Source organism: Pseudomonas paralactis (assembly GCF_001439735.1).
Taxonomy (GTDB): domain Bacteria; phylum Pseudomonadota; class Gammaproteobacteria; order Pseudomonadales; family Pseudomonadaceae; genus Aquipseudomonas; species Aquipseudomonas paralactis.
Genome location: NZ_JYLN01000006.1, coordinates 312,190 through 333,383 on the forward strand (window position 1 = coordinate 312,190; position 21,194 = coordinate 333,383).

A 21,194-nucleotide genomic window follows, 5' to 3' on the forward strand; every position below is an offset into this window, starting at 1 on the left:
ACGCAAAGAAGTTAGCGTTGTGAGGTGGCTTGCGCTAGTTCACCAACAGCGCGGCAACTTGCGGGAAAATTCCGAAGCTCGGCTCTGCGGGGTTCAAGCCTGGGTTCATGATTATTACTGGTGTGTTTTTGCCAGGCGAAAAAAAGCTCAGGACTGCTGGGCAGGTTCTAACAATTGCCTGCGCGCTGTACTGAGCTGGTAGAGGGTTTTGTTCAGTCGCTGCCTGAGCGCCAAGGACGAGATGGGGCTATCGTCGAGTCTGGCGCTGCGATTGCTGCAACAGTCGCAGGTTATTCGCGACAGGCGAGTTTGGCCAGTTCACCAACAGCGCGCCATATTGCGGGAAAATTCCGAAGCACTGCTCTGGCGACTTTCTTTCCTCCGGAAACCTCTACTAAAAGCTCCACTCCGCAGCCCGAACCACCTGGCAGAACGGCCCATTGAGCGTGGCATTGTGATGAGCCACGATGGCCTCGGCTTTCATCAAAGGCGTATCAGAACAGGTATGACCGTCGGCGATAAGCACCGCATCGAAGCCAAGATCACGGGCGGCACGGCAGGTGCTGTCGACGCAGTACTGCGTTTTCATCCCGGTAACTACCACGCCGGTGGCGCCGCTGGAGCGCAGATTGTCCGCCAGGTCAGTCATTGCAAAAGCGTTAGGCCGGCGCTTTTCGAACACCACTTCTCCACCCAGCAACTTCAGTTCCCGTGCAATCAGCGTAAGTGGGCTGTCCGGCTCAATTGGCGAGCCAGCGGGGCCGATGTGACGCGCGAGAAAAATCGGCGCGTCTGCGCTGCGGGCCTTGTCCATCAGTGTATTGAGCGTTTCCAACAGCTCGTCGCAGCGCCAGGGCTTTTCCGGGCCATGGATGAGTCCGACTTGGATATCGAGTATCAAGAGGGCGTACATAGGTGCATCTCCTTGCGTGTGAACCAGCGACACAAGGCATAAAAAAGGCCCTGTCCATCGCTGGCGGGCCTTTGAAGTTCGTTGGTTATTGGCTCACGACACCTCGCACGCTCCGCTTTCGGCGGTCGTGGTGGTGGTTGTCGAGGTGAGGCGGTAATGAGTCATGAATCGACACTAGCAATATCACTGCGGGCTGACAAGGCCGAGCCCCCGACGACGCGGTCGCGGCATTGATTTATAACGGCGTTATACCTTGGCCGTCGTCGCCTGGAGCGGCAAATAGATGCTCGGCGGCAAAGTCCACGAATACACGGATTTTCGGTGAAAGGTGGCGGCTGGATGGCCACAGCGCCCAGAACTGCCCCTGGTCTTCACTGTAACCGTCGAGCACGGTTTCCAGGCGCCCCTGGGCGATGGCTTCGCGCGCGAGGAAGTCCGGGACAAATGCGATGCCGTGCCCGTCCACCACGGCCATTGGTGGGGGCTGCGAGGCAAAGGGTGATCCTGGCAGTGCTTCTGCTGCAGTACTTGAAGTTGTGCGAACTCTGGTAGATGGCACTGGCATGCCGCCACAACGCTTGTTGGGCGCGGATCCGGGAGATTGGAAACCGTGAGCTGTGTTCGGCACGGCGATGTTTGATTTTGCCTGTGCACCGCCGTTCCACAGGGAAATGGGTTAAGGTTGCGGCAATTTGCCATCATTGGCGTGGGAGAGGAATTCGCACCCCAATGGAACATGGCAAGCAATCAGAAACCAAGGAGGAATAAATGCGAACGCAGGTCATCGTGGAAGATCATGTTCTGCCACAGCTGCTCACTTCGGCTATTGAAGCTTACGAAGTGTCACATAGAGCTCATGCTCGGGGGCGAAGCAACAAGAAACTTGAGACGTTCGGGTTGCTGTGGGGATATGCGTTGCCGGTGCGTAACGGTGTGCCGGCGCGCCTGGTCGCAGTGGTCGCCACTGTGGAGACCTCGGCACTGCGGCACACCGACTGGGTGCGACCTGATTTCGAGTCCATCGCGATGAAGCGGGACTTCTTCGGCGAATACTGGCCGCAGCTGGAGCTGATCGGCACGTTCCACTCGCACCCCTACGAAGATCTGAGCGAGGTCAACGATATCAAAGGGTGGCGCGCTTCGGAGGGTGACAGGGCGTTCTGGCCGGACTTTCACAAGTTTGTTTGCCCGGACATGGATGAATTGGCGCATCTGGTGATCGCAATCACAGGGTTGTCCCGCAAGGGGACCGCCGAACCAGATCGCCTGGCAGGCAATGAGTACACGTCGGGTTATGTCGTGAGCGCCGACAAGCGCAAGCTGTGGGTCAAGGGGTACACATCCGCGCTGTACGAAGAGATCGACGAGGATGCCCCCCTGGATGAGGCGTTCATGGTGGGAGACATCGAGATGGCGCGCTCCTACGATGTCTATGAGGATGAAGATGTGTTGCTGGAAATACCCTCGCTGGAGGCACGCTTCCGGCATCAGTTACTGCGCAAGTGAACGCAAGCTGTTCATGCTGGGAAAACACCAGCGGCTGGCTGGGGCTCATGTTGGAGCCCCTTGCCTATGTGTTGCGGTTGTCTGTAGAGGCCGGGATTGCTCGGGTGCCCTCGCCAACACCAAGAGCCTGCAATTGCTTGCACCCGGCTTCGTTGATTTGGACGAACGTCTCCCAACTCATTGCCTGGCGATAATGCAGTTCGTACTGGCGATCAATGCGGCAGGCGTCCGGCCGCTGGTCATAGATGCGGCAACCGGCGTTGTTTTCATCCAGGTGCCGGCAGACACCGTCGCCGCGGTCCATCGCGGCGGTATCAGCCAGCAGATGTACGCGTCGACAGCATTCCATGCAGCGGCTGCAGGCAAAGGCCAGGGGCGTGTCAGGCATACTCACCCATCGCGGCCTGGCACTGGACCAGGCGTTCGCGGTCCTCGCTGAGGCGGCGCTGGTCCTGGCCCAGACTGCCACGTAGGCTCTGCAGTTTGTTCTTGATCTCGGCGAAGTTGCTCTTTAGGTGGGTGTCGACCATGGTGTTCAGCGACCGCGAGAATTCCCATGCAGTCTCATCGGCGAATGCCTGGATCGCCTGGTCGCGACGCTCGCGCTCCTGGGCTTCGCGTTTGGCGTGTTCCTCCAGGCGCTGCTGGTCAGGGTCGCCGGCGAAGGCGGAGTACAGCGTGCTACCTACCTGGAACGCAATACCGATGACCGGGATGACCTTTCCGACAATCTGCTCGGCCACCTTGCCCATGGTGACCGGGCCGACGCCTTTGAACAGTGTCGGCAGCCACTGCTTGCCGACTTTCAGCACGTGGACGACATGCTCGGCCTTGAGCATACCGCTGGCCTGGCGGACGCCGGATTCAAGCAGGCTCAGGTCGATGCCCTGCGATGCGGGCGTCTGGTTCGCGGGGGCTTCAGGCGTATCGAGGTCCGGTGCGGCCTGGGCATTGTAGGCCTGTGGCTGTACCTGCACTTCTCGAATGACTTCGTCGAGCATCTCCGAAGCGTCCAGGCCCAGGCGAGTGAGTGCGTCTTCGAGCTCACTGCAGACCTGTTCGTTGGCCTGCCCGATCAGTTGCTCGATCTTGCCCTGAGCACCCTCGATGTTCTGGTTCAGCGCAGTGATCGTGCTCTTGCCGATGTAGGCGGCCTTGGCTTCGATCAGCGATTTCAAACCGTGACGAATATCGATTTCGCGACGCGCGATTTCGCCATAGAAGGCGTCCAGGCGTTTGATCGAGGCCTGGTCCTGGTGGTTGTCCAGCTCGGCTACCGTTGCATCGAGGAAGCTGCGCAATTCGGTAGCGACACGCGCGACGACGGCCTTCTGCTCCACGGATGCAAAGAAGCCGGCCAGATCGCTTTCGAACTTCGGAAAGCCCGAGCTGTTCAGCAGGTTCTGCTTGTTCTCCAGTTTCGCCTTTAGCGCGGAGCGGGCGTTGACCTCGACGATCGGGATATGCCCAAGTACTTTCTGGTTGCCGGCCTTCTGCTGAATGCGTTCGCTGAGTTCATCTTTGATGCGGGCCAGGTCGATCGGGTCGAAACGGCTCTTGCAGTTGAGCACCAGGAAGATCATCTTGCCGGCAAGCACCAGCTCAAGCAGCACATCGAGGGTTTTCTCTTCCTCGACCACGCCCAGCGGGTTGACCACGAAGATCACCACATCCGACTGCACCAGCTGCTCTCGGGTGATGGCTTCATGCTCGAGCGGCGCGTCGATGCCGGGCGTATCGAGTACTTCGAAGTCGCCCCAGCGATAGCCTTGCACACGGGCGGTTTCCGGCACATCGGCTACCGCGGCCAGCTCTTGGCCGAGCAGGGCGTTGATCAGCGTGCTTTTACCGGCGTTGTAGACGCCATACACCATGATGCTCGCGCCGGCCTGGGCCTTCTTCGCCTGGCTCAGTTCGCGAATACTGGCGACAGCCTGCGGATTGTAGGTTGCACAGAGTCCATCCACTTCGTCGTAGAGGGCCAGTAGTTGGGTCATCGGGCCTGGTTGGGTCATTGTGCGGTGCTCGTTTCTAGGGTGATGAGTGCCTGGCGCAGGCGCTCCATTTCAATGGTCAGGATTTGACAGTGTTCGAGCATGGAATCCCGCAGCGGGTCGTAGATGCCCCGTACCTGCTCGGTCAAATAGTCTGGCAGGGCGTTGGCGTACTGCTCGATGGCTACCTGGCGTTGTTCCTCCAGGTTGTCGCCGACGACCACGTTGTGTTTGGCGCGGATGGCCTCGGCACCTCGGCCGATCATGCTCGCGGCACTCCCCATCGAGGCCCCGGCAGCGGCACCCGCGGGGCCGCCAACGAAGAAACCAATGACTCCGCCGAGAACTGCCCCGCCTGCGCCCCACGCGGTTTTGGTGCTGCTGCGGGTGCCGCTGGTGTATTCCTTCTCGACTGTAACTTCCCGGTAAGCAGGAATGGCGCCGAGGCGGCTGGTGTTGAACGCACGCTGCAGCGCATTTTGCTGGCTTTCACCGATGCCTTTCATGGCCTCGCCGGTCAGCTTGCCGAGCACCGTGGCCAGGCGCTCGCGCAGCTGAAGCTGCGCGTCGTCGGTGCGGGGCCCGTTGAACAGCTGGTTGACGCAACTGCGCATTTCGGTGACGCCCTTCTGGCTCAGAGTGCGCAGCTCGCGCTCTACCGCCTGCTCCTGCTTTTGGATCTGCTGGTCGAACGTATCGGTCAGCTCTTTGATCAGGCTCAAGTCGTCGCAGGTTTCAGCTATGGCCTTGCGCAGGTTGTTCAGAGGGGTGGTTAGCTTAAGATCGACACCTGGGCCTTGCGCCAACGCCTTGAGAGTTTGGTACAGGGTACCCAGGCCACTTTCCTGCAAGTTCGAGGGGTGGCGCTCGGCGAAGCGGGTCGAGATAGGCAGGATGGTGACCTGGTTGTCAGCGTCATGCTGCATCTCCACCAGGTTGCCGGTGACCTCCCGGATCTGCCGCTGCTGTGTTTCCCTGGACTTCATCAATACTTCGGTGATGAGTTGCCCATCGTCGTCTTCGTCTTCTTCGGTGATATCGCTGCCGGTGAGCAGAATCATCAACGAGCGCTTGCCATTGAGTAGGCTGCTGACCTCGCTCATGTCGGATTGGCGGCCCGGAGCTTGCGAATTCATGGTGTAGAGAATCAAGTCTGCCTGGTCGACATACTTGCGCGCCAAGTCGCCATTGGCCGTATTGGTCGAATGCAACCCTGGCGAGTCGACCCAGGTGAATCCGGGAAGCTTGAAGCCTTGAATAGAACTGGTGGCCTCAGTGGCACCGACCCTGAATTGCTTGGAAGTGTAGGCCTCGCCTTCTTTGTCGCCGCTGGCGACGTCGGTTTGCTCATGGGAGAAATACGTGGGTTTCAGCGTGGCGTGATCTTTGAGTTGCGCAGTGGGCTCACTGTGCCCCCAGGCCACGTAGTTGCCCAACGAGCTCTTGCCCGACTTGACCTTGCCGTACACGAACACCAGCAGGGAATCGTTGTAATTTTCACGAAACGTCGCGCCTCTCGCACGTATTTCGGCGCGTGCTTCCCAAACGCTGAATTGATCCGTCAGGCGTCGCGCCATCTGGGTCGCGCCTTCCTTGAGTGGGTTATTGTCGCTGACCGCGCTAGCCATGCTTTCGGTTTGCTGGCGCAACAGCGTGACAAAGCCCGTGCGCAGCGTATCGAAGCGTTGCTGGGCCTGCGCTAAGTCTTGCTTCTTACTGGAAAACTGACCCTGCAGTTGTTGAAAGACCTGCATCAACTCATCGCGAGTAACAGTGCTCATGGATCAATTACGCCTGAGAGAGAAGTTGACGTTTGAGCTGCTGCAGCCGCTCGATACGTGCCTGGGCCGCTTGCGCCTGGGCGAGCGCTGCCTGGTCGGATGCAGACGCTTCGGCAGGCGCGGTCACGGATTCGAGCAGATTCACACCCTGCATGAAATGAACGATTTGGCCGCCTTCCATGGCGGGTGACGCCTGAAGAATGGCTTTGACTGTCTTGCCGTAACTCGACGTCGACGATGCGGTGCTGCGGATGCGTTGTTCGAGCTGATCCCCCGGCACTCCTTCGAGCGTCAAGCGGGTCATCTTGCTGACACCTTCAGAGATCGGGTTGTGTTTGTCCGACGAGGCGGCCAGCGTAGAGGCCGCTCCCCTGAGCTGGGCCTTGAGTTGTTCCCGTCGGTCTCCCGCAAGTGATTGCACTCGGGCTTTCAGGTTTTCGCGTTCGCGCTTGCGCTTGGCTTCCAGCTCCTGCTGACGCTGTTCGCTGTCGTCGTGGCGCGTGGTGCTGCTCGAAGACGAAGGGCTGTCGTCACTGACCGCTTTGGCAATGGCGGCGACAGCAGCGACTGCCGCAACGCCGATCAACCAGGGTAGAGGCATTGCAAGTCTCCTTACTTGAGGCTGTCGAGTTTGGTGCGTGCTTTTTGCATGTCGGACGTATGAGCTTTGAAGGTGCGCCGAGCGCCGTCGATGTGCTCGACGAAGGCTTGGGCCTTGACCACATAAGGCTCGGTGATTTGCTCGATCAGCTTGAGATCCCGTTTGATCTCAGCGTCGATCCGCTCGCCCAGCTCCAGGGCACGCCGTGCCAGGCGCTTGTGTCGTGCCTCTGTCAGAGACTGGGCGAGACTTTTCGAAAGCGTTTGCAGATGTTGCGCCAACTGCGGAATGCCGCTTTTCTCGCAGAGCCCTTGTTTGTTCTTCTCTACACCGCTTTTAAAGCGCGTGTTGGAGATGACGAAGCATTCAGGCGCTGTGCCCAGATGGATCAAGGCCTGGCGTTCGATGGTGTCTTTGACTGCGGCGAGGTCGGCGTCCTGCAGCTTGTCCAGTTGGCTGATCACCAGTACCACCCGCTCGCCGACATCCTGGCCATAAGCGCTGGGCAGTTGGTCGAGCAGGGCCACTTCTTCCTGGTCCAGCTCACCGGGAGGAGCATGGACGAACAGGACAATATCAGCCGCATCGAGGCCCTGGTTAGCTTGCTGAGTGTCATTCTGGTCATAGCCCAGACCTGGAGTGTCCACCAGCACGTAGTCATCCAATTCCAGAGCTTGGTTGGCACGGGTGGTACGCACATCACCGGTTTGGAAATGCTCGTCGTTGGCGTGGCCGCTGAGCATATTGAGCAGGGAGCTTTTCCCTGCCTTGACCAGGCCCCAGGCGGCAATGCGGGGCTTGCTCGGAGAGGCATTGTCGCGCTGGCTAACAAACAGCTGGTACTGCGCCTCCAGCGCCTCAAGTCGTTTGGTTCGGTCCATCAGTCAGCGTCTCCTGTCGCATCACTGTTGTTTGCAGTGCATCAGCCCACTCCCAGGCTTGGGGTACTGAGCATGATGTCATACGGCCACTTAAAATGCATTTTGACTTTGATTGCCGGGCTCTATCGGTAACGAGCTGATCAGGACGCTGCGTAAACGTTGGGACGAAAAATGATTCCGAAATTCCTTTCCGCCAGGACCCGTTACGCTTGTAAGGCTCAGTACTCTGGCTCTCGCCGAATTGTTAAATGCCAGCGATTGGGCAGTGGCATTGGACAGCTAAAGGCGACAGGCCGAGGATGGGCTTCGCGGTCAGGCAGGCTGTCATAAAGCTGGCAGTACCCAGCCCCAAAAACCTGACAGGCACAAAAAAGGCACTTGTGATAAACGCTAAGTGACTGATTTTTATAGCTTGTTTGGTGGGTCGGGGTAATCTGAATTGGCCTCCTATACTATTGATTAGTATAATTAACTTTCTTTTTTTATTTTTATTGGAATACCAATTGGAATACCTCACGAGATAGCCATGCTCTGGCCCGTCGCTTGTAATCAATTTTACACCCTTGCTCTCATCTATGATCAGGGGTGATCTTCCTGCCGCTGTCGGGACACAGGTTACGCTTGATAAAAAGCTGAAGGTGGTGGCTGGCAGAAACCGGCCAGAAGCGGACCTCCACCCTCCTAAGGGGAAAGTTGGCAGTTCGAACCTGCCCTGGGACACCATATTTTTCAATGCTTTCGGACCAGGAAGGTCGTTTTCTTCTCATGCGGTGACAGCAGCGTGACAGCAAACTAGATGCTCCTGGTTACTCCTCTCTATACTTCTGCTGAGATTTCTTCCCTATTTTCAGCTCTCAGACCCTGACACCGCTGAAATTGAATCAGTCCTTCTGCGCCGTAGCGGGATAAACAAAGCGCGCGCTTCGCAGCTTGTTGCGGATTGACAGCATTACCCTACAAAACGCCTGATCCTTCCTTCTTGTGATTGCAAAAAGCCTCTATTGGTCTAGAGTTTATAGATCGAGCAAAAAAAGCGATTTTTTGTCTAGGGGGTCATGGATGCCGAGAATTTCTCTCACCGACGTTGTAGACATCATTTCCAAGTCGGGAACTCCCAAGGCAACAAAAGTCAGTCAAATAAAATATCGCCAATCTTATTCTCCTCAGACTGACTTCTGTAAGGCTCTCAGGGAAGGCATTGTTTCAGTTCACCAGAACAGTCATTCGAAAAAAGAACTTTACGAAATTCTGAAATTTCTCACTGATGAAAAAAAGATAAAAAATTATCCGAAAGCCATCCAAGGTTACGAGAAGTGGTGGGGGAAAAAGAATATTGCTTGGAGTGCGCCGTTCAGTTCGAATTATAGCTTTCAAGGTATTGATATTGGAATTAATCCGGAGCTAGGTCTCGTCATTGAAGGCGAGCCGTTTCTAATAAAACTGTATCTCAAAGATGAGCCTCTGCAAAAGCTCCGCATAGATATTGTCCTCGCGTTGATGGTGATCGCACTATCTGGGGGGGCAGTTGCAGACTGTAAAATGGCGGTGCTTGATGTCAGAAATGGAAAGCTATTTTGCAGTTCTAATGACTCGCTTTCGCAAGCGAAACTAATGAAGATGGTTAATGCGGAGCTGGCATACGTGTCTGCGCTTTGAGATCAAATATAGTTCTCAAGATTATTCAGTAGTCGATGAGTTCTCAAAAAGCGGTCAGTGTTTTCTCGTGGATTAAGGGTTTTATGAAATTATCGAAGCGCTTCAGTCTTTCAAAAACTCAGTTTGAACTCGATTTTGTGGATATTGATACTGATCTTGATACTAGGCTGTTTGTTGACCCTTATTTGTTAGGACTTAGACCGGATCGCTGGTCAATGAAGGCATCTAGTTCTGTGAGATCTTTTTTCTCACATTTTTTAGATCTTGTTCGTGAAGGAAAGGATGAAGATGCTTTTGAGTTGTTTTCACATCTTCATGAACCAAATGAAACTTGCTTGGGGCTTTCTTCGGGTAGGCCTAGAGGTAATGGTATTGGAAGTGAAGATGCAAAAAAATTATTTGAAAGCATCATGGGTAGCAAGGCGATAAAGTCTGGAAAAATTACTGATTTAGAGGACTTCAGGTTATTCATCCCAGGCATTGGGAAAGATAAGGTATCTGACATGACTACCAACCTCATTAGGGGGAGTCTCATTGCCTACACGCAAGCTCAGTGCAAATTACACGGCATTGCTTTGACTGCTGGTGTGTCTGCGGGGCCGATCTGGGATGCCTCTAAGAAAAAATGGACTTTTTCTCATGAGGACACATTACTGGTGGAGGGGAAGAAGATCCTTCTAACACCGAAAGGTATCGTTTCTTATAGCAAGGCTTATGCACCTGAAAACTACTACAATATGCACGTGTTGGAGTATCTTCAGCACGAGCATATAAGGTCTGGCAGTATATGGGTTGAGCACCGTAAAGATGGGACCCCCTATATATCCAAAAAGAGCTTAAAAGAGAATTTCGTTAAGAAGTTCAGCAAAGAGTGGTTATTTGAATTTACAGAAAATCATCCGTTGGTTTTTCAGTCGTTCAGAGAGCAGCAAGCGGAACAGGTAAGACCTCTACCATCTGACTCAATTGATACAAAGTTGAATTTAAATGTTGTGGTTGATCACTTGATTTCTAGACTTAACGCTATCAAGCAGGGTGCTGCAACTGCTTCGGAGTACCACAAGACCATAGTTGGTGTGCTGGAGATGTTGTTTTATCCGAGTGCATCTTCTCCAGTTCTTGAGGCCGAGATCAATCAAGGTAGGAAGAGGATCGATATATACTTTGAAAATTGTGCTAAGGAAGGCTTTTTCTATAATCTCCATATGATTAATAAAATCCCTTGTCCGTATGTGATCATCGAATGCAAGAATTATACTAAGGATATACAAAATCCTGAGCTCGATCAGATGATCGGAAGGTTGACTGTTAATCGCGGCATGCTTGGGATCATAACTTGTAGGGAAATATCTAAAAAGGATCTGTTCATTGAACGGTGCAGGGACTCATTCAAGAATGGTCACGGCTTGATAATACCGTTAACTGACGCTGATTTGATTGTTGCACTTGAAGGTCTCAAGTTTGAAAAGAAAACTCCTCTTGAAGATATATTGAACGATATAAAAAATCGAATAATAATGTCTTGAATGTAGTAGACCCCGCAACATGCGGCATGTAATCGCTTGACGCGGGATGTTCATGATGTTGATGAGCATCCCGTAGCTGTTTTTGTTCACGCCGGGGAGGGATGTAAAAAAGCACTCACTGCAACAGCTGCAATCGAATGCTTAAAAAAACGCCATGGAAAAGCACTTATCCCTCTCCCGCCGACGCGCTTCGTGTGCGTTTTTATTGCAAACATAGGTGTAGTGCAAACCATCCTCCAGCCTAGGCGGGCCGTGGGGCCTCCCAGGCAATCGTCAATTTCATTTTGTGCAAAGTTTTGAAAGAAAATGACAAACCATTACACAGACAGCGCCCCCTTCAAGGCGGCGTTTCAAGTCACCAAACCCAATGGCAATAGGGGGGCGGCGGAGTTTTCTCAAAGTAAACGGCTTGTTTTCTTGGGGTTCATGCTTATGAAGTGGGAGCTCACGGAACGCGTGCAGGCCTTATGGTGCAAAGCTTCCAGCCTGGTCTGGCTGGTTATTTCATTTTCACTTCTCGACATGCAAGTGCTTGCGGGGGCGTTTGCGTCATTGCATGGACGTGATCGCATATTTGCGTTTTCACTGACCAGTCAATTGCATTCGTGGCGTCAACCCTTTGCATCCCCTTAACGAAAACACGCGGTAGTAATGACTAGCAGAGAGCGGCCTGACACCGACGCTAAGTTGGCCAGTCAGCAGGCGAGCTGTCATCCCCAGGTAGGTACAACGAATGGCTTGACGGTAGCTTCGTAGGCTGAGAGCTTGCGAGCCAACACCCTATGGAACGGACGCCCATGTCGCGCAAAGACCTCGAAGCCAAGAAGCGTCACCATTACGTTTGGGCGAAATATTTGACCCGCTGGGGAAGCGGCACGAATAAAGTTTTCTACACCACGAAGACTGGCAAGATTGCCCACGACAGCGTGCGAGCCATAGCTGCTGACGACTATTTCTACAAGACCACTGCGCTTACCAACATGCACGTGGAAGTGATTAAAGGCTTCTCCAGAAAAAGCCCTGACCGTCTTCATCAGCAGCATGTGTCATACCTCAATGACTTCCTGAGGATGCAGCACGCTGAGGCTATCTATCGTGAGTCTGGTGTGCAGAATCAAGAAGCCGAGCTGCATCTTCATGCCATGAAGTGCAACCTGCTGGAGAATCTTCACGCATCCCACGAAAAAGGGGCACTCACTGTGTTGTCCGCGCTTGCTGATGAGCAACTTGATGTACTGCAAGATGACCAGCACATGATTGAGTTCATGATGTTCTTTGGACACCAGATCTCCCGCACGAAGCCTTTCCGAGATGGCGTGATCACGGCTCAACCCCGACGCAACGCTCTAGAGATTGAAGTGGCCGACGCGATGGCGCACGCCTGGTGGTTTCTAAGCTACATGTTTGGGATGAGTATCGGATTCAACCTGTACGCGAGTCGCCAGAATGATAGGCATGCGTTATTGGTAAACGACACCAATGTGCCTTTCATTACGTCAGACCATCCTGTCGTCAACGTGCACCCGTGTGTTTCAGAGACAGAGTTCGTCGCACCTGAACATGCTGATTTTTACTATCCGATCTCTCCGCGAATCGCCTACATAATTTGCGATTCCGAACGGTTCACATCGGGCAAGAATTGGGTTGATGAAGACACCGTGGTGGAGCTCAATGCCAAGGTTGCAGCTCAATCGATGGTGCATATTATCGGTGATACCGAGAAGGCCATTCGTCCCTTCCAAACGCACATCGGGAGACGGTACCGGAGAACTTTTGAGGGTCGTGTTACGGTCTGACCGACCGCACGCTTTTCCCTGATCAGGGGGAGGGCTGCGTAATTCGCATAGGATGGTTTCCCTTGACGCCTCATAAAATATCGGCGTTGTAGCGTTCGCTGTTGGTCGCTGTGATGCCGCCAGCGTAGTTAATGAGATCAATCGTTGTCCATGGCCCACAGCGACCTCGGAAGAATCGGATGCCCTGTTCGGCAAGTGTCTTCTCGACATCATAGCGGCGTTGGTAGCCGGTAATACGTTGGAGATCTGCAAATACCAAGACGTTGTCCACGTGGGAACTCATAGCGTATACCTCGTATGTGAAGCGCCCCGGGCAGCCTGGCGCTGCGACTGGGGCGAAGTTATCTGGAAGGATGAGTCACAGGGCATCTGTGGAGCACCACTTGCCAGGATTTTCCTGCCAAGCAATGATTGCTGACTCACGCCATCCAACCCGACCTGGTGAGATACGGACTAGCTGCACGATACCTGCGAGAAATTGATGAAATCAGAGACCTGGAAAAGGGGACGGACTTATTTTTCACACCGTATTCACTGAATTCCAGACACAAAAAAAGACGTCCAAAGACGTCTTTTTTCGTTCAATTGGTGGAGCCGGGGGGATTTGAACCCCCGTCCGCCAGTACTCCGCTGTCGGTACTACATGCGTAGCCGTTTCTATTAAGTTAACCCTCAGCGACCCGAAGGGCAGGGTGCTTTGGGCGAGTTGTGTAAGTTTTAGCCGCTTCGTCCACAACGTACTGCACGGCGATTCTGTTCTATATGACAATCACTTTGGGTTTACAGACATCCCCTGGTGATTGCTGGACCCGAAGGTACCAGAAGCTCAGGGCTAAGGCTGCTTACGCAGCGAGAGCGAATTCCTGGCCGTAGTTTTCGTCATTGGCAACTATAAGAAGTTGCAACAGTGGATTTACGAGTTCTGTTACCAACTCGGCATGCACCTAAAGTTTCGCGACCGGCGTCGAATCCTAAACGGCCCCGTGCTTGTAACTCGTTGTTTCTTAGTGAGTGACAAGCCTGTGCAGTGTACGCCAAAACGTCAGCGAAGGCCAACCCGAAGGTTGGCCCTCTCGCTTACTGGCCGCCTTTCTCGCTGTTCTGCAGGTCTTGCAGGGCCTTGGAGGTGATTTCGATGCACTTCTTCTCATCACCTGCAGCGTGGGCTGCCTTGGCCTGGGAGACGGCGGTGTCTATTTCGCCACTTTTACCGCTGGTGTCGGTGGCGAGCAGGGCTTTGCCGTTGTTGATTTTGTCCAAGTTGATCTGGCACAGGTCTTTGTCACCGGCGGCGAAAGCGGGGGAGGCGAGCATCGCAGCGGTCATGAACAAGCCAGCAAGAGCGGAACGCTTCATAGGGTGTCTCCTTGCGCAAAAGGGCTCGACGCTGCTGGCCTTCAACCGCTGCCAGCGACATCACTGAAGGGCCTCGTTTGTCGAGGCCTATGCAGATGACTGCGCCGGTGCGTCAGGGTTCGGTTTTTTTGCCGGGGCAGTGGGCGCGGGTGACGCGGTCTACCAGGTAGACCAGGCTGTGGTAGTCGATGCCGCCATGTTGGCTCAGGCCTATCTCGCAGGTGCGGCTGGTGGAGATGCCTTCGCTGCAATATTGCACGGCGTCCTTGAGTGAGCGCAGGGAGTGGGCGTTGAGTTCCGGGGTGGTGAAGCCTTTGTCGCCGGCAAAGCCGCAGCAGTGAATGCCTTCGGGGATGACGACGGTTTTTGCGCAGCGGCGGGCCAGTTCGATCAGGGCCTGGCTTTCGCCCAAGTGCTGGGTGCTGCAGGTGACGTGTACGGCGATGGGCGCTTCCTGGGGGGTGAAGTCGAGGCGGTCCATCAGGTGAGTGCGGATAAAGCGCACCGGGTCGTAGAGGTCCAGACGCGTCTCACCCAGGTCTTGTACCAGGCGCAGGGTGCAGGGGCTGGTGTCGCAGTAGATCGGGTCGAGGCCGCCGCGGCTGGCGTGGAGCAGGGCGCCGATCAGCTCCTGGCGCTTGTGTTCGGCCTGTTCGGCGTAGCCTTTGGAGGCGAAGGGTTGGCCGCAGCAGAGGCTGTCCTGGTTGTCGGGGAAGACCACTTGGTAACCGGCTTTTTCCAGCAGATGGCGGGTTTTGTCGTACAGCGACATCTGCTCTTTATCACCGGCTGCCGGGCCCATGGCGCGGGAGACACAGGCGGCCAGGTAGACCACCCGTGGGCGCTCGTCCGTCACCGGTGGGCTGAAGCGAATGGCTTTTTCCGGTTGCGGCATGGCATTGGTCCACTGCGGGATTTGCCCTTTGGACAGTCTGTTCACGGTGGCCGACCACTTCGTCAGGCGCGGGGCACCCAATAACATGCGTGCACCATTGGCGACGTGCAGGGTAAAGCGCGCACCTTGCAGTGCGGTGGCGAAATGGCTGGCGAGCCAGTCGGCGGTTTTCGTACGGTCCGCCTCGCGGCTGCGCAGCTTTTTCACCAGGTCGCCGGTATTGATGCCTACAGGGCAACGTTGCGCGCATAAGCCGGTGGCGGCGCAGGTGTCGATGCCCTGGTAGTGGTAGGCCGCTTCCAGTTCGGTGGTGTCCACGCCTGCGCGTTTTTTGGCCTGGATGTCGCGCCAGATCACAATGCGCTGGCGCGGGCTCAGGGTCAGGCCTTTTGATGGGCACACCGGTTCGCAGAAGCCACACTCGATGCACTTATCCACAAGCTCATCGGCGGCGGGCAACGGCTTGAGGTGTTTGAGGTGGATCTGCGGGTCTTCGCTGAGTACCACGTCCGGGTTGAGGATGCCGTTGGGGTCGAGCAGGCGCTTGAGTTGCCACATTAATTGATAGGCGTCGCTGCCCCATTCCAGCTCAACGAACGGCGCCATATTGCGACCGGTGCCGTGTTCGGCCTTCAGCGAGCCACCGAACTCCACGGCCACCAGTTGCGCGACGTCGTCCATGAACGCTTGATAGCGCGCGACTTCTTCGCTGCTGTTGAAGCCTTGAGTGAACACAAAGTGCAGATTGCCTTCCAGGGCATGTCCGAAAAGGATGGCTTCGTCGTAGTGGTGTTTGTCGAACAGTGCGATCAGGCGGTTCACGCCAATCGCCAATTGTTCTACCGGGAAGGTGACGTCTTCGATGATCACGGTGGTGCCGGTTTTGCGCACGGCACCTACGGCGGGGAAGGTGTCTTTGCGGATGGCCCACAGGCGTGCGTTTTCCAGTGGGTCTTCGGTGAAGTCGACTTGTTGCTCCACGGGAAACGCCGCCAGGGAGGCCATGATCCGCGTTAGTTGTTCGTGCAGTAGTGATGGCGAGGCGGCGCGGGATTCGATCAGCAGTGCGCAGGCGTTTTCCGATAAGTGTTGTACGAAGTCGGGCATGCCCGGTTTGTTTTGCACCGAGCGCATACTGCGTCGGTCCAGCAGTTCAACGGCGGAGACTGGCTGGGTTTTCAGCACGGTGACTGCGTTGCAGCAAGTTTCGACATCCGGGAAGACGATCAGCGCTGAGGCTTTGTTTGGGTGATCGATCACGGTGTCGTAGGTGACCGCACTGATAAACCCCAGGGTGCCCTCGGAGCCGACCAGCAGATGGCTGAGGATGTCCAGAGGGTCATCGAAATCCACCAAGGCATTGAGTGACAGGCCGGTGGTGTTTTTCAGGCGGTATTTATGGCGAATCTTTACCGCCAGCTCAGTATTTGCCCGTGTCTCGCGGCCCAGCAGGGCGAGGCGTTCAAGCAGTGCGCTATGTGACTGGCGGAAGGCTTGCACGCTGGCGGCATCTTCGGTGTCCAGGCGGCTGCCATCGGCCAGTACCAGGCGGATGCCCGCCAGGGTGTGGTAGGTGTTTTGCGCGGTGCCGCAGCACATGCCACTGGCATTATTGGCGACGATACCGCCGATCTTACAGGCGTTAATTGACGCTGGGTCTGGGCCGATCTTGCGCCCGAATGGCGCGAGCCAGGCGTTGGCCTGGGCCCCGATGACGCCGGGTTGCAGGCGGATCTGTGTGCCTTGCCCACGAATTTCGCGGTGGTTCCAATTGTCACCGAGCACAATCAGCACCGAGTCGCTGATCGCCTGCCCCGACAGGCTGGTGCCCGCTGCCCGGAAGGTCACCGGCACATGATCCCGCTGGGCCAGTTGCAGCAGTGCGACCACTTCATCTTCCGACTCCACGCGGATCACCAGCTGTGGGATCAATCGGTAGAAGCTGGCGTCGGTGCCGAAGGCGAGGGTGGAAAGTGGATCGTCGAAGCGGCGATCTTGCGGGATCAGTTGTGCGACGTCGCTGAGAAAAGCAGCAGGCAGGCTCATCGGTCCTCCAGAAATAGCAGACGCCGGCATCGTTGTCCGGCGTCGATTCTTACCCTATTACGTGCAGGTCTCAGTGCACCAGCATACCGGTGAACCAGTACGCCTGCGCCAAGGTGATCAGCCCGACGATGGTGGCGAAGAACAGGCTGTGCTTTAGGGTAAAGCGGAACAGATCGGACTCTTTGCCCACCAGGCCAGTGGCTGCGCAAGCCACGGCGATCGATTGCGGCGAGATCATTTTGCCGGTCACGCCGCCGCTGGTATTGGCGGCTACCAGCAAGGTGTCGTTGACGCCAATCTGGTGGGCGGTGGTGGCTTGCAACGAGCTGAACAGAGCGTTGGATGAGGTATCCGAGCCTGTCAGGAAAACTCCAAGCCAGCCGAGGAATGGCGAGAAGAACGGGAAGGCGGCACCGGTACCGGCCAATACCAGGGCCATGGTCGAGGACATGCCGGAGTAGTTGGTGACGAAGGCGAACGCCAGCACCATGCCGATGGAAAGAATCGGCCAGCGCAGCTCAAAGAACGTCTCTTTTAAAGTGGTAAGACCAGTTTTGACGTCAATTTTCAGTACCAGCATCGAGACCAGCGCGGAGAAGAAAATCGCAGTGCCGGTGGCCGAAATCGGGTCCAGCTTGAAGACGGCGGGGATGGCGGTGGGGTTAGTCACGATTGGCGCGACTTTGATTACCATTTGGTCCAGATGAGGGATCGCGAAGTTGAACACCCAGCTGTACATCGAACCGCCCGCGGCGAACATGGCCTTGAAAGGTTTGAGGGTCCAGATGGTGACCAGCACGGTCAGGATCAGGAACGGCGACCAGGCCTTGAAAATCTGCCCCAGGCTGTAGGGTGAAACCACTGTGCTGCGCGGCAAGCCAAAGCCGCCGGCGCTGGAGGTGACCGCTACGCTGGAGGTAGCACCGGCAATCTGTGCGCCTGCGGTGCGCTTGGGTTGCCAGATTTTCAGAAACAGTGTCAGGGAGATCAGGCTGGCGAGTGCCGAGGTGATATCCGGCAGTTCCGGGCCAATAAAGTTGGAGGTGAAATACTGGGTGACGGCAAAGCTCAAGCCGGCCACCAGGGCTGCCGGCCAGGTTTCACGCACGCCGCGCAGGCCGTCCATCATGAACACCAGCCAGAACGGCACGAACAGCGACAGCAGCGGCAGTTGGCGGCCGGTCATGGCGCCGATCTTGAACGCATCGATGCCCGTGACCTGGCCTGCGACGATGATCGGGATGCCCAGTGCGCCGAACGCAACCGGCGCGGTGTTGGCGATCAGGCACAGTCCCGCGGCGTACAGCGGATTGAAGCCCAGGCCCACCAGCAGAGCGGCGGTGATGGCCACAGGCGCGCCGAACCCGGCGGCGCCTTCCAGGAAGGCGCCAAAGCAGAAACCGATCAGCAACACCTGCAAGCGCTGGTCATCGGTGATCGACAAGACGGAGCTGCGGATGATCTCGAACTGCCCGCTCTTGACCGTCAGTTTGTAGAGAAATACTGCCGCCACGATGATCCAGGCGATCGGCCACAAGCCATAGGCAAATCCGTAACCGGCCGCTGCCAGCGCCATGTCTACCGGCATCTGGAAGGCGAAGATGGCGACCAGGATCGACAGCGCCAGGGTGATGCTGCCGGCCACATGGCCTTTGAGGCGGAATACGGCCAGGGCCAGGAAGAAGAACACGATGGGAATAACGGCGGCCAGTGCGGACAGGCCGAGGCTGCCGAGTGGGCTGTAGAGCTGTTGCCAGGTTTGCATATGGGGTGGCCCCTGATTGTTGTTGTTTGGTCAGCTTGGATAATTGGTAATACCAATTTACAGTTGCTGTGGGCTAGATTAAGAGCCTTGGCAGGGGTGTGTCAATTTGCCGCTCGTCAAACTTTGGTCTGAGAGTGGGTGTCGAGTGTTCTGATCGGGTAAATCGAAGGTGTTCTGATAGGTGCTGCAAGCGCGGCGATAGGCCAGAATAGGGGCCCCGGCGAGTGGTCGGGATGGTGGAGAGTGAGTTATGGGGTTTGATCAGGTGCGTCAGCGCCGTTTGTCTGACGATATTGTCGAGCAGCTTGAGGGCATGATCCTTGAGGGCACGTTGAAGTCGGGCGAGCGCTTGCCGGCGGAACGCGCTTTGGCTGAACAGTTTGGTGTGTCGCGTCCTTCATTGCGTGAGGCAATCCAGAAGTTGGCGGCCAAGGGTTTGTTGGTCAGTCGACAGGGCGGCGGCAACTATGTGGTGGATTCCCTGGGCTCGACCTTCAGTGATCCGCTGCTGCATCTGCTGGAAAACAATCCTGAAGCGCAGCGCGATCTTCTTGAGTTTCGCCAGACCCTGGAAGCTTCGTGTGCTTATTACGCGGCATTGCGTGCAACCGAGGTCGACCGTGAGCGGTTAACGGCGGCGTTTGAGGCGCTGCAGGATTGTTATGCGCAAGCCGACGAGGTGAGCCGAGTGGAGGAGGGCGCTGCGGATGCAAGGTTTCACTTGGCGATTGCCGAGGCCAGTCATAACGCTGTGCTGCTGCACACCATTCGCGGGTTGTTCGACCTGCTCAAGCGCAACGTGGTGACCAATATTGGCGGTATGTATCAACAGCGCACCGAGACTCGCGACATGCTGATCAGTCAGCATCGGGACCTGTACCTGGCGATTATTGAGGGGCGGGCCGAGCAGGCGCGCGACGTTTCAACACGTCACCTGTTGTACGTGCAGGAAGTGTTGGAGGAAGTGCGTCAGGAGGTTCAGCGCGTAGCGCGGGCGGAACGACGTAAAGGCATGTAGCCACGGGGGCTGCCCGCGGCTACATCGTCACACGGGCTAGTCTTCCTTGCCCTTGTTGCGCACGGCGCGATGCAGTTCGCGATTGGAGTCGCGCTCGCGTTCGGTGTCGCGCTTGTCGTATTCCTTCTTGCCCTTGCCCAGTGCGATTTCGCACTTGACCAGGTGCTTGCTCCAGTACCAGGACAAGCAGACGCACGCGTAGCCTTTTTGCTGCACGGCCGCGGCGAGCTTTTCCAGTTCGCGGGCATTGAGCAACAGCTTGCGCGTGCGTACCGGGTCGGCAATCACGTGGGTGCTCGCGGTGGTCAGCGGGGTGATATGACTGCCGAGCAGCCACGCCTCGCCATCCTTGAGCAGCACATAGCTGTCGACCAGCTGCAGTTTGCTGGCACGCAGACTTTTTACTTCCCAGCCGGCCAGGACCAGACCAGCCTCGAACCGATGTTCGATGAAGTAATCGTGTCGCGCCTTTTTATTTTGCGCGATGGTCCCTGTGGGGTGTTTCTTTTGTTTAGCCATAGGGGCGGCATTATAGGGAGTTGCGAGCGTGTCGGCTACGGTCAACCTGCGTGCTTGAGCGTGTTGGACGAATCCCGGACAATACGGGCAGTTCTTTGGTTTTTTTCGCTCGCGGATTGGGCTGTACTTTCGCGATGTTTGCCTTAAGCAGTGGAAGTAACGCTCACATGACGACGCATATTCAACGTTCAGCCCTGCTGCCCTATCCGGCACAGGCGCTCTATGACCTGGTCAACGACGTGGCGCGTTACCCGGAATTCCTGCCTTGGTGTTCGACTGCCGAGGTTTTGGAGAGCAGTGATGAGCACATGGTTGCCAGTGTCGGGGTGGCCAAGGGTGGCCTCAGTCAGCATTTTGTTACCCGCAATGTGCTGGTGCCGGGCAAGTCCATTGAAATGAATTTGCAGGAAGGGCCGTTCACGCAGCTGCACGGCGTGTGGGTGTTCAAGGCGCTGACGGATAAGGCCTGCAAGATCAGTCTGGATCTTTCGTTCGATTATGCCGGCCCCATTGTGCGGGCGACGTTGGGGCCACTGTTCAATCAGGCCGCCAATACCTTGGTGGACGCTTTCTGTCAGCGAGCCAAGCAATTGCATGGTTGATCTTGAAGTGGTGTATGCCGATGTCGATCGCCAGGTTCTGCTGGCCGTAACGATGCCGGCGGGCACAAGCTTGAGGGCGGCAGTGCTGGCGTCGGGCATTGCAGAACATTTTCCGCAGTTGGCGTTGGCGGACTGCACGCTGGGCATCTTCGGTAAGGTGGTGGCGGACGCTGATGTGCGCGCCGTGCAGTCGGGAGATCGAATTGAGATCTACCGGCCGTTGCTGGCAGATCCCAAGGAAATACGCAGGCTGCGTGCGGCCAAGGCGGCGATGTTCAAGCGGCAGAACACCTAAGCTTGCCAACCGGCAGGCAACAAAAAGCCCGGCATGCCGGGCTT

General features: G+C 56.2%; 18 protein-coding genes, 1 other RNA gene and 1 pseudogene. 7 read left to right on the forward strand and 13 right to left on the reverse strand.

The annotated features are described in order from the left end of the window. Positions 1-394: 394 nt before the first annotated feature. Both TX23_RS17615 and TX23_RS17620 read right to left on the reverse strand, forming a co-directional pair. The gene (locus TX23_RS17615; protein WP_057703293.1) at positions 395-913 is read right to left on the reverse strand and encodes a cysteine hydrolase family protein; all 519 of its coding nucleotides are present in this window, start codon (positions 911-913) and stop codon (positions 395-397) included. A 235-nt stretch (positions 914-1,148) separates the two neighbouring features. Further along, a pseudogene (locus tag TX23_RS17620) lies at positions 1,149-1,385 on the reverse strand (LysR substrate-binding domain-containing protein); the annotation flags it as partial. Between the two features lie 296 nt (positions 1,386-1,681). Here TX23_RS17620 and TX23_RS17625 point away from each other — a divergent pair. Further along, positions 1,682-2,419, forward strand: a complete 738-nt coding sequence (locus TX23_RS17625; RefSeq protein WP_057703295.1) for a hypothetical protein — start codon at positions 1,682-1,684, stop codon at positions 2,417-2,419. A gap of 64 nt (positions 2,420-2,483) precedes the next feature. Here the strand turns inward: TX23_RS17625 and TX23_RS17630 are convergent, their stop codons facing one another. Genes TX23_RS17630 through TX23_RS17650 form a run of 5 tightly spaced genes read right to left on the reverse strand, consistent with a single transcriptional unit; the run spans position 2,484 to position 7,676 of the window. After that, a complete protein-coding gene (locus tag TX23_RS17630) occupies positions 2,484-2,807 on the reverse strand; it encodes a YkgJ family cysteine cluster protein (protein WP_057703296.1) in 324 nt (107 codons plus the stop codon). Continuing rightward, a complete protein-coding gene (locus TX23_RS17635) occupies positions 2,800-4,434 on the reverse strand; it encodes a GTPase (RefSeq protein ID WP_057703297.1) in 1,635 nt (544 codons plus the stop codon). The genes TX23_RS17630 and TX23_RS17635 overlap by 8 nt, the downstream gene beginning before the upstream one ends. After that, positions 4,431-6,194: a dynamin family protein gene (locus tag TX23_RS17640; RefSeq protein WP_057703298.1), complete on the reverse strand. Its 1,764-nt coding sequence runs from the start codon at positions 6,192-6,194 to the stop codon at positions 4,431-4,433. The genes TX23_RS17635 and TX23_RS17640 overlap by 4 nt, the downstream gene beginning before the upstream one ends. Before the next feature lie 7 nt (positions 6,195-6,201). Next, a complete protein-coding gene (locus TX23_RS17645; RefSeq protein WP_057703299.1) occupies positions 6,202-6,795 on the reverse strand; it encodes a hypothetical protein in 594 nt (197 codons plus the stop codon). 11 nt (positions 6,796-6,806) lie between these two features. Then, positions 6,807-7,676, reverse strand: a complete 870-nt coding sequence (locus TX23_RS17650; protein WP_057703300.1) for a GTPase — start codon at positions 7,674-7,676, stop codon at positions 6,807-6,809. 1,059 nt (positions 7,677-8,735) lie between these two features. Here TX23_RS17650 and TX23_RS17655 point away from each other — a divergent pair. The 3 genes from TX23_RS17655 to TX23_RS17670 all read left to right on the forward strand — a co-directional run bounded on the left by TX23_RS17655 (position 8,736) and on the right by TX23_RS17670 (position 12,654). Then, positions 8,736-9,332 (forward strand): hypothetical protein, encoded by a 597-nt coding sequence (locus TX23_RS17655; protein ID WP_057703301.1) that lies wholly within the window; start codon positions 8,736-8,738, stop codon positions 9,330-9,332. An 83-nt stretch (positions 9,333-9,415) separates the two neighbouring features. Continuing rightward, positions 9,416-10,858, forward strand: coding sequence for a hypothetical protein (locus tag TX23_RS17660; protein ID WP_157243925.1), 1,443 nt, complete (start codon positions 9,416-9,418; stop codon positions 10,856-10,858). 797 nt (positions 10,859-11,655) lie between these two features. Then, the gene (locus tag TX23_RS17670) at positions 11,656-12,654 is read left to right on the forward strand and encodes a DUF4238 domain-containing protein (protein ID WP_057703304.1); all 999 of its coding nucleotides are present in this window, start codon (positions 11,656-11,658) and stop codon (positions 12,652-12,654) included. A 70-nt stretch (positions 12,655-12,724) separates the two neighbouring features. On the opposite strand, the gene TX23_RS17675 is transcribed toward TX23_RS17670, so the two are convergent. The 5 genes from TX23_RS17675 to TX23_RS17690 all read right to left on the reverse strand — a co-directional run bounded on the left by TX23_RS17675 (position 12,725) and on the right by TX23_RS17690 (position 18,716). After that, positions 12,725-12,937, reverse strand: coding sequence for a DUF4224 domain-containing protein (locus tag TX23_RS17675; RefSeq protein WP_057703305.1), 213 nt, complete (start codon positions 12,935-12,937; stop codon positions 12,725-12,727). A 303-nt stretch (positions 12,938-13,240) separates the two neighbouring features. Next, positions 13,241-13,637, reverse strand: a transfer-messenger RNA (tmRNA) gene (gene ssrA, locus TX23_RS27350). A gap of 94 nt (positions 13,638-13,731) precedes the next feature. Continuing rightward, complete coding sequence (locus TX23_RS17680; protein WP_020301768.1) at positions 13,732-14,010, reverse strand: hypothetical protein; 279 nt, start codon at positions 14,008-14,010, stop codon at positions 13,732-13,734. A gap of 112 nt (positions 14,011-14,122) precedes the next feature. Next, entirely contained in the window at positions 14,123-16,951 is a 2,829-nt protein-coding gene (locus TX23_RS17685) for an FAD-binding and (Fe-S)-binding domain-containing protein (RefSeq protein ID WP_057703306.1), read from the reverse strand. 70 nt (positions 16,952-17,021) lie between these two features. Continuing rightward, entirely contained in the window at positions 17,022-18,716 is a 1,695-nt protein-coding gene (locus TX23_RS17690) for a lactate permease LctP family transporter (protein ID WP_057703307.1), read from the reverse strand. A 250-nt stretch (positions 18,717-18,966) separates the two neighbouring features. Here TX23_RS17690 and TX23_RS17695 point away from each other — a divergent pair, with 250 nt between their 5' ends. After that, positions 18,967-19,734: an FCD domain-containing protein gene (locus tag TX23_RS17695; RefSeq protein ID WP_057703308.1), complete on the forward strand. Its 768-nt coding sequence runs from the start codon at positions 18,967-18,969 to the stop codon at positions 19,732-19,734. Between the two features lie 36 nt (positions 19,735-19,770). Here the strand turns inward: TX23_RS17695 and smpB are convergent, their stop codons facing one another. After that, positions 19,771-20,253 carry an SsrA-binding protein SmpB gene (gene smpB, locus TX23_RS17700; RefSeq protein WP_005791513.1) on the reverse strand — a complete coding sequence of 161 codons (483 nt, stop codon included), beginning with the start codon at positions 20,251-20,253 and terminating at the stop codon, positions 19,771-19,773. Between the two features lie 167 nt (positions 20,254-20,420). Here smpB and TX23_RS17705 point away from each other — a divergent pair, with 167 nt between their 5' ends. Next, a complete protein-coding gene (locus tag TX23_RS17705; protein WP_005791512.1) occupies positions 20,421-20,855 on the forward strand; it encodes a type II toxin-antitoxin system RatA family toxin in 435 nt (144 codons plus the stop codon). Then, entirely contained in the window at positions 20,848-21,150 is a 303-nt protein-coding gene (locus TX23_RS17710) for an RnfH family protein (protein WP_057703309.1), read from the forward strand. Before TX23_RS17705 ends, TX23_RS17710 begins: the two co-directional genes overlap by 8 nt. Positions 21,151-21,194: the final 44 nt, after the last annotated feature.

What these genes read in the sequence shown, in the direction of transcription:
- TX23_RS17630 (WP_057703296.1), bottom strand. Translation starts at nt 2,807, where the DNA reads ATGCCTGACACGCCCCTGGCCTTTGCCTGCAGCCGCTGCATGGAATGC.
- TX23_RS17655 (WP_057703301.1), top strand. Translation starts at nt 8,736, where the DNA reads ATGCCGAGAATTTCTCTCACCGACGTTGTAGACATCATTTCCAAGTCG.
- TX23_RS17640 (WP_057703298.1), bottom strand. Translation starts at nt 6,194, where the DNA reads ATGAGCACTGTTACTCGCGATGAGTTGATGCAGGTCTTTCAACAACTG.
- TX23_RS17645 (WP_057703299.1), bottom strand. Translation starts at nt 6,795, where the DNA reads ATGCCTCTACCCTGGTTGATCGGCGTTGCGGCAGTCGCTGCTGTCGCC.
- TX23_RS17675 (WP_057703305.1), bottom strand. Translation starts at nt 12,937, where the DNA reads ATGAGTTCCCACGTGGACAACGTCTTGGTATTTGCAGATCTCCAACGT.
- TX23_RS17680 (WP_020301768.1), bottom strand. Translation starts at nt 14,010, where the DNA reads ATGAAGCGTTCCGCTCTTGCTGGCTTGTTCATGACCGCTGCGATGCTC.
- TX23_RS17650 (WP_057703300.1), bottom strand. Translation starts at nt 7,676, where the DNA reads ATGGACCGAACCAAACGACTTGAGGCGCTGGAGGCGCAGTACCAGCTG.
- TX23_RS17690 (WP_057703307.1), bottom strand. Translation starts at nt 18,716, where the DNA reads ATGCAAACCTGGCAACAGCTCTACAGCCCACTCGGCAGCCTCGGCCTG.
- TX23_RS17615 (WP_057703293.1), bottom strand. Translation starts at nt 913, where the DNA reads ATGTACGCCCTCTTGATACTCGATATCCAAGTCGGACTCATCCATGGC.
- TX23_RS17705 (WP_005791512.1), top strand. Translation starts at nt 20,421, where the DNA reads ATGACGACGCATATTCAACGTTCAGCCCTGCTGCCCTATCCGGCACAG.
- TX23_RS17710 (WP_057703309.1), top strand. Translation starts at nt 20,848, where the DNA reads ATGGTTGATCTTGAAGTGGTGTATGCCGATGTCGATCGCCAGGTTCTG.
- TX23_RS17670 (WP_057703304.1), top strand. Translation starts at nt 11,656, where the DNA reads ATGTCGCGCAAAGACCTCGAAGCCAAGAAGCGTCACCATTACGTTTGG.
- TX23_RS17685 (WP_057703306.1), bottom strand. Translation starts at nt 16,951, where the DNA reads ATGAGCCTGCCTGCTGCTTTTCTCAGCGACGTCGCACAACTGATCCCG.
- TX23_RS17635 (WP_057703297.1), bottom strand. Translation starts at nt 4,434, where the DNA reads ATGACCCAACCAGGCCCGATGACCCAACTACTGGCCCTCTACGACGAA.
- TX23_RS17695 (WP_057703308.1), top strand. Translation starts at nt 18,967, where the DNA reads ATGGGGTTTGATCAGGTGCGTCAGCGCCGTTTGTCTGACGATATTGTC.
- smpB (WP_005791513.1), bottom strand. Translation starts at nt 20,253, where the DNA reads ATGGCTAAACAAAAGAAACACCCCACAGGGACCATCGCGCAAAATAAA.
- TX23_RS17625 (WP_057703295.1), top strand. Translation starts at nt 1,682, where the DNA reads ATGCGAACGCAGGTCATCGTGGAAGATCATGTTCTGCCACAGCTGCTC.
- TX23_RS17660 (WP_157243925.1), top strand. Translation starts at nt 9,416, where the DNA reads ATGAAATTATCGAAGCGCTTCAGTCTTTCAAAAACTCAGTTTGAACTC.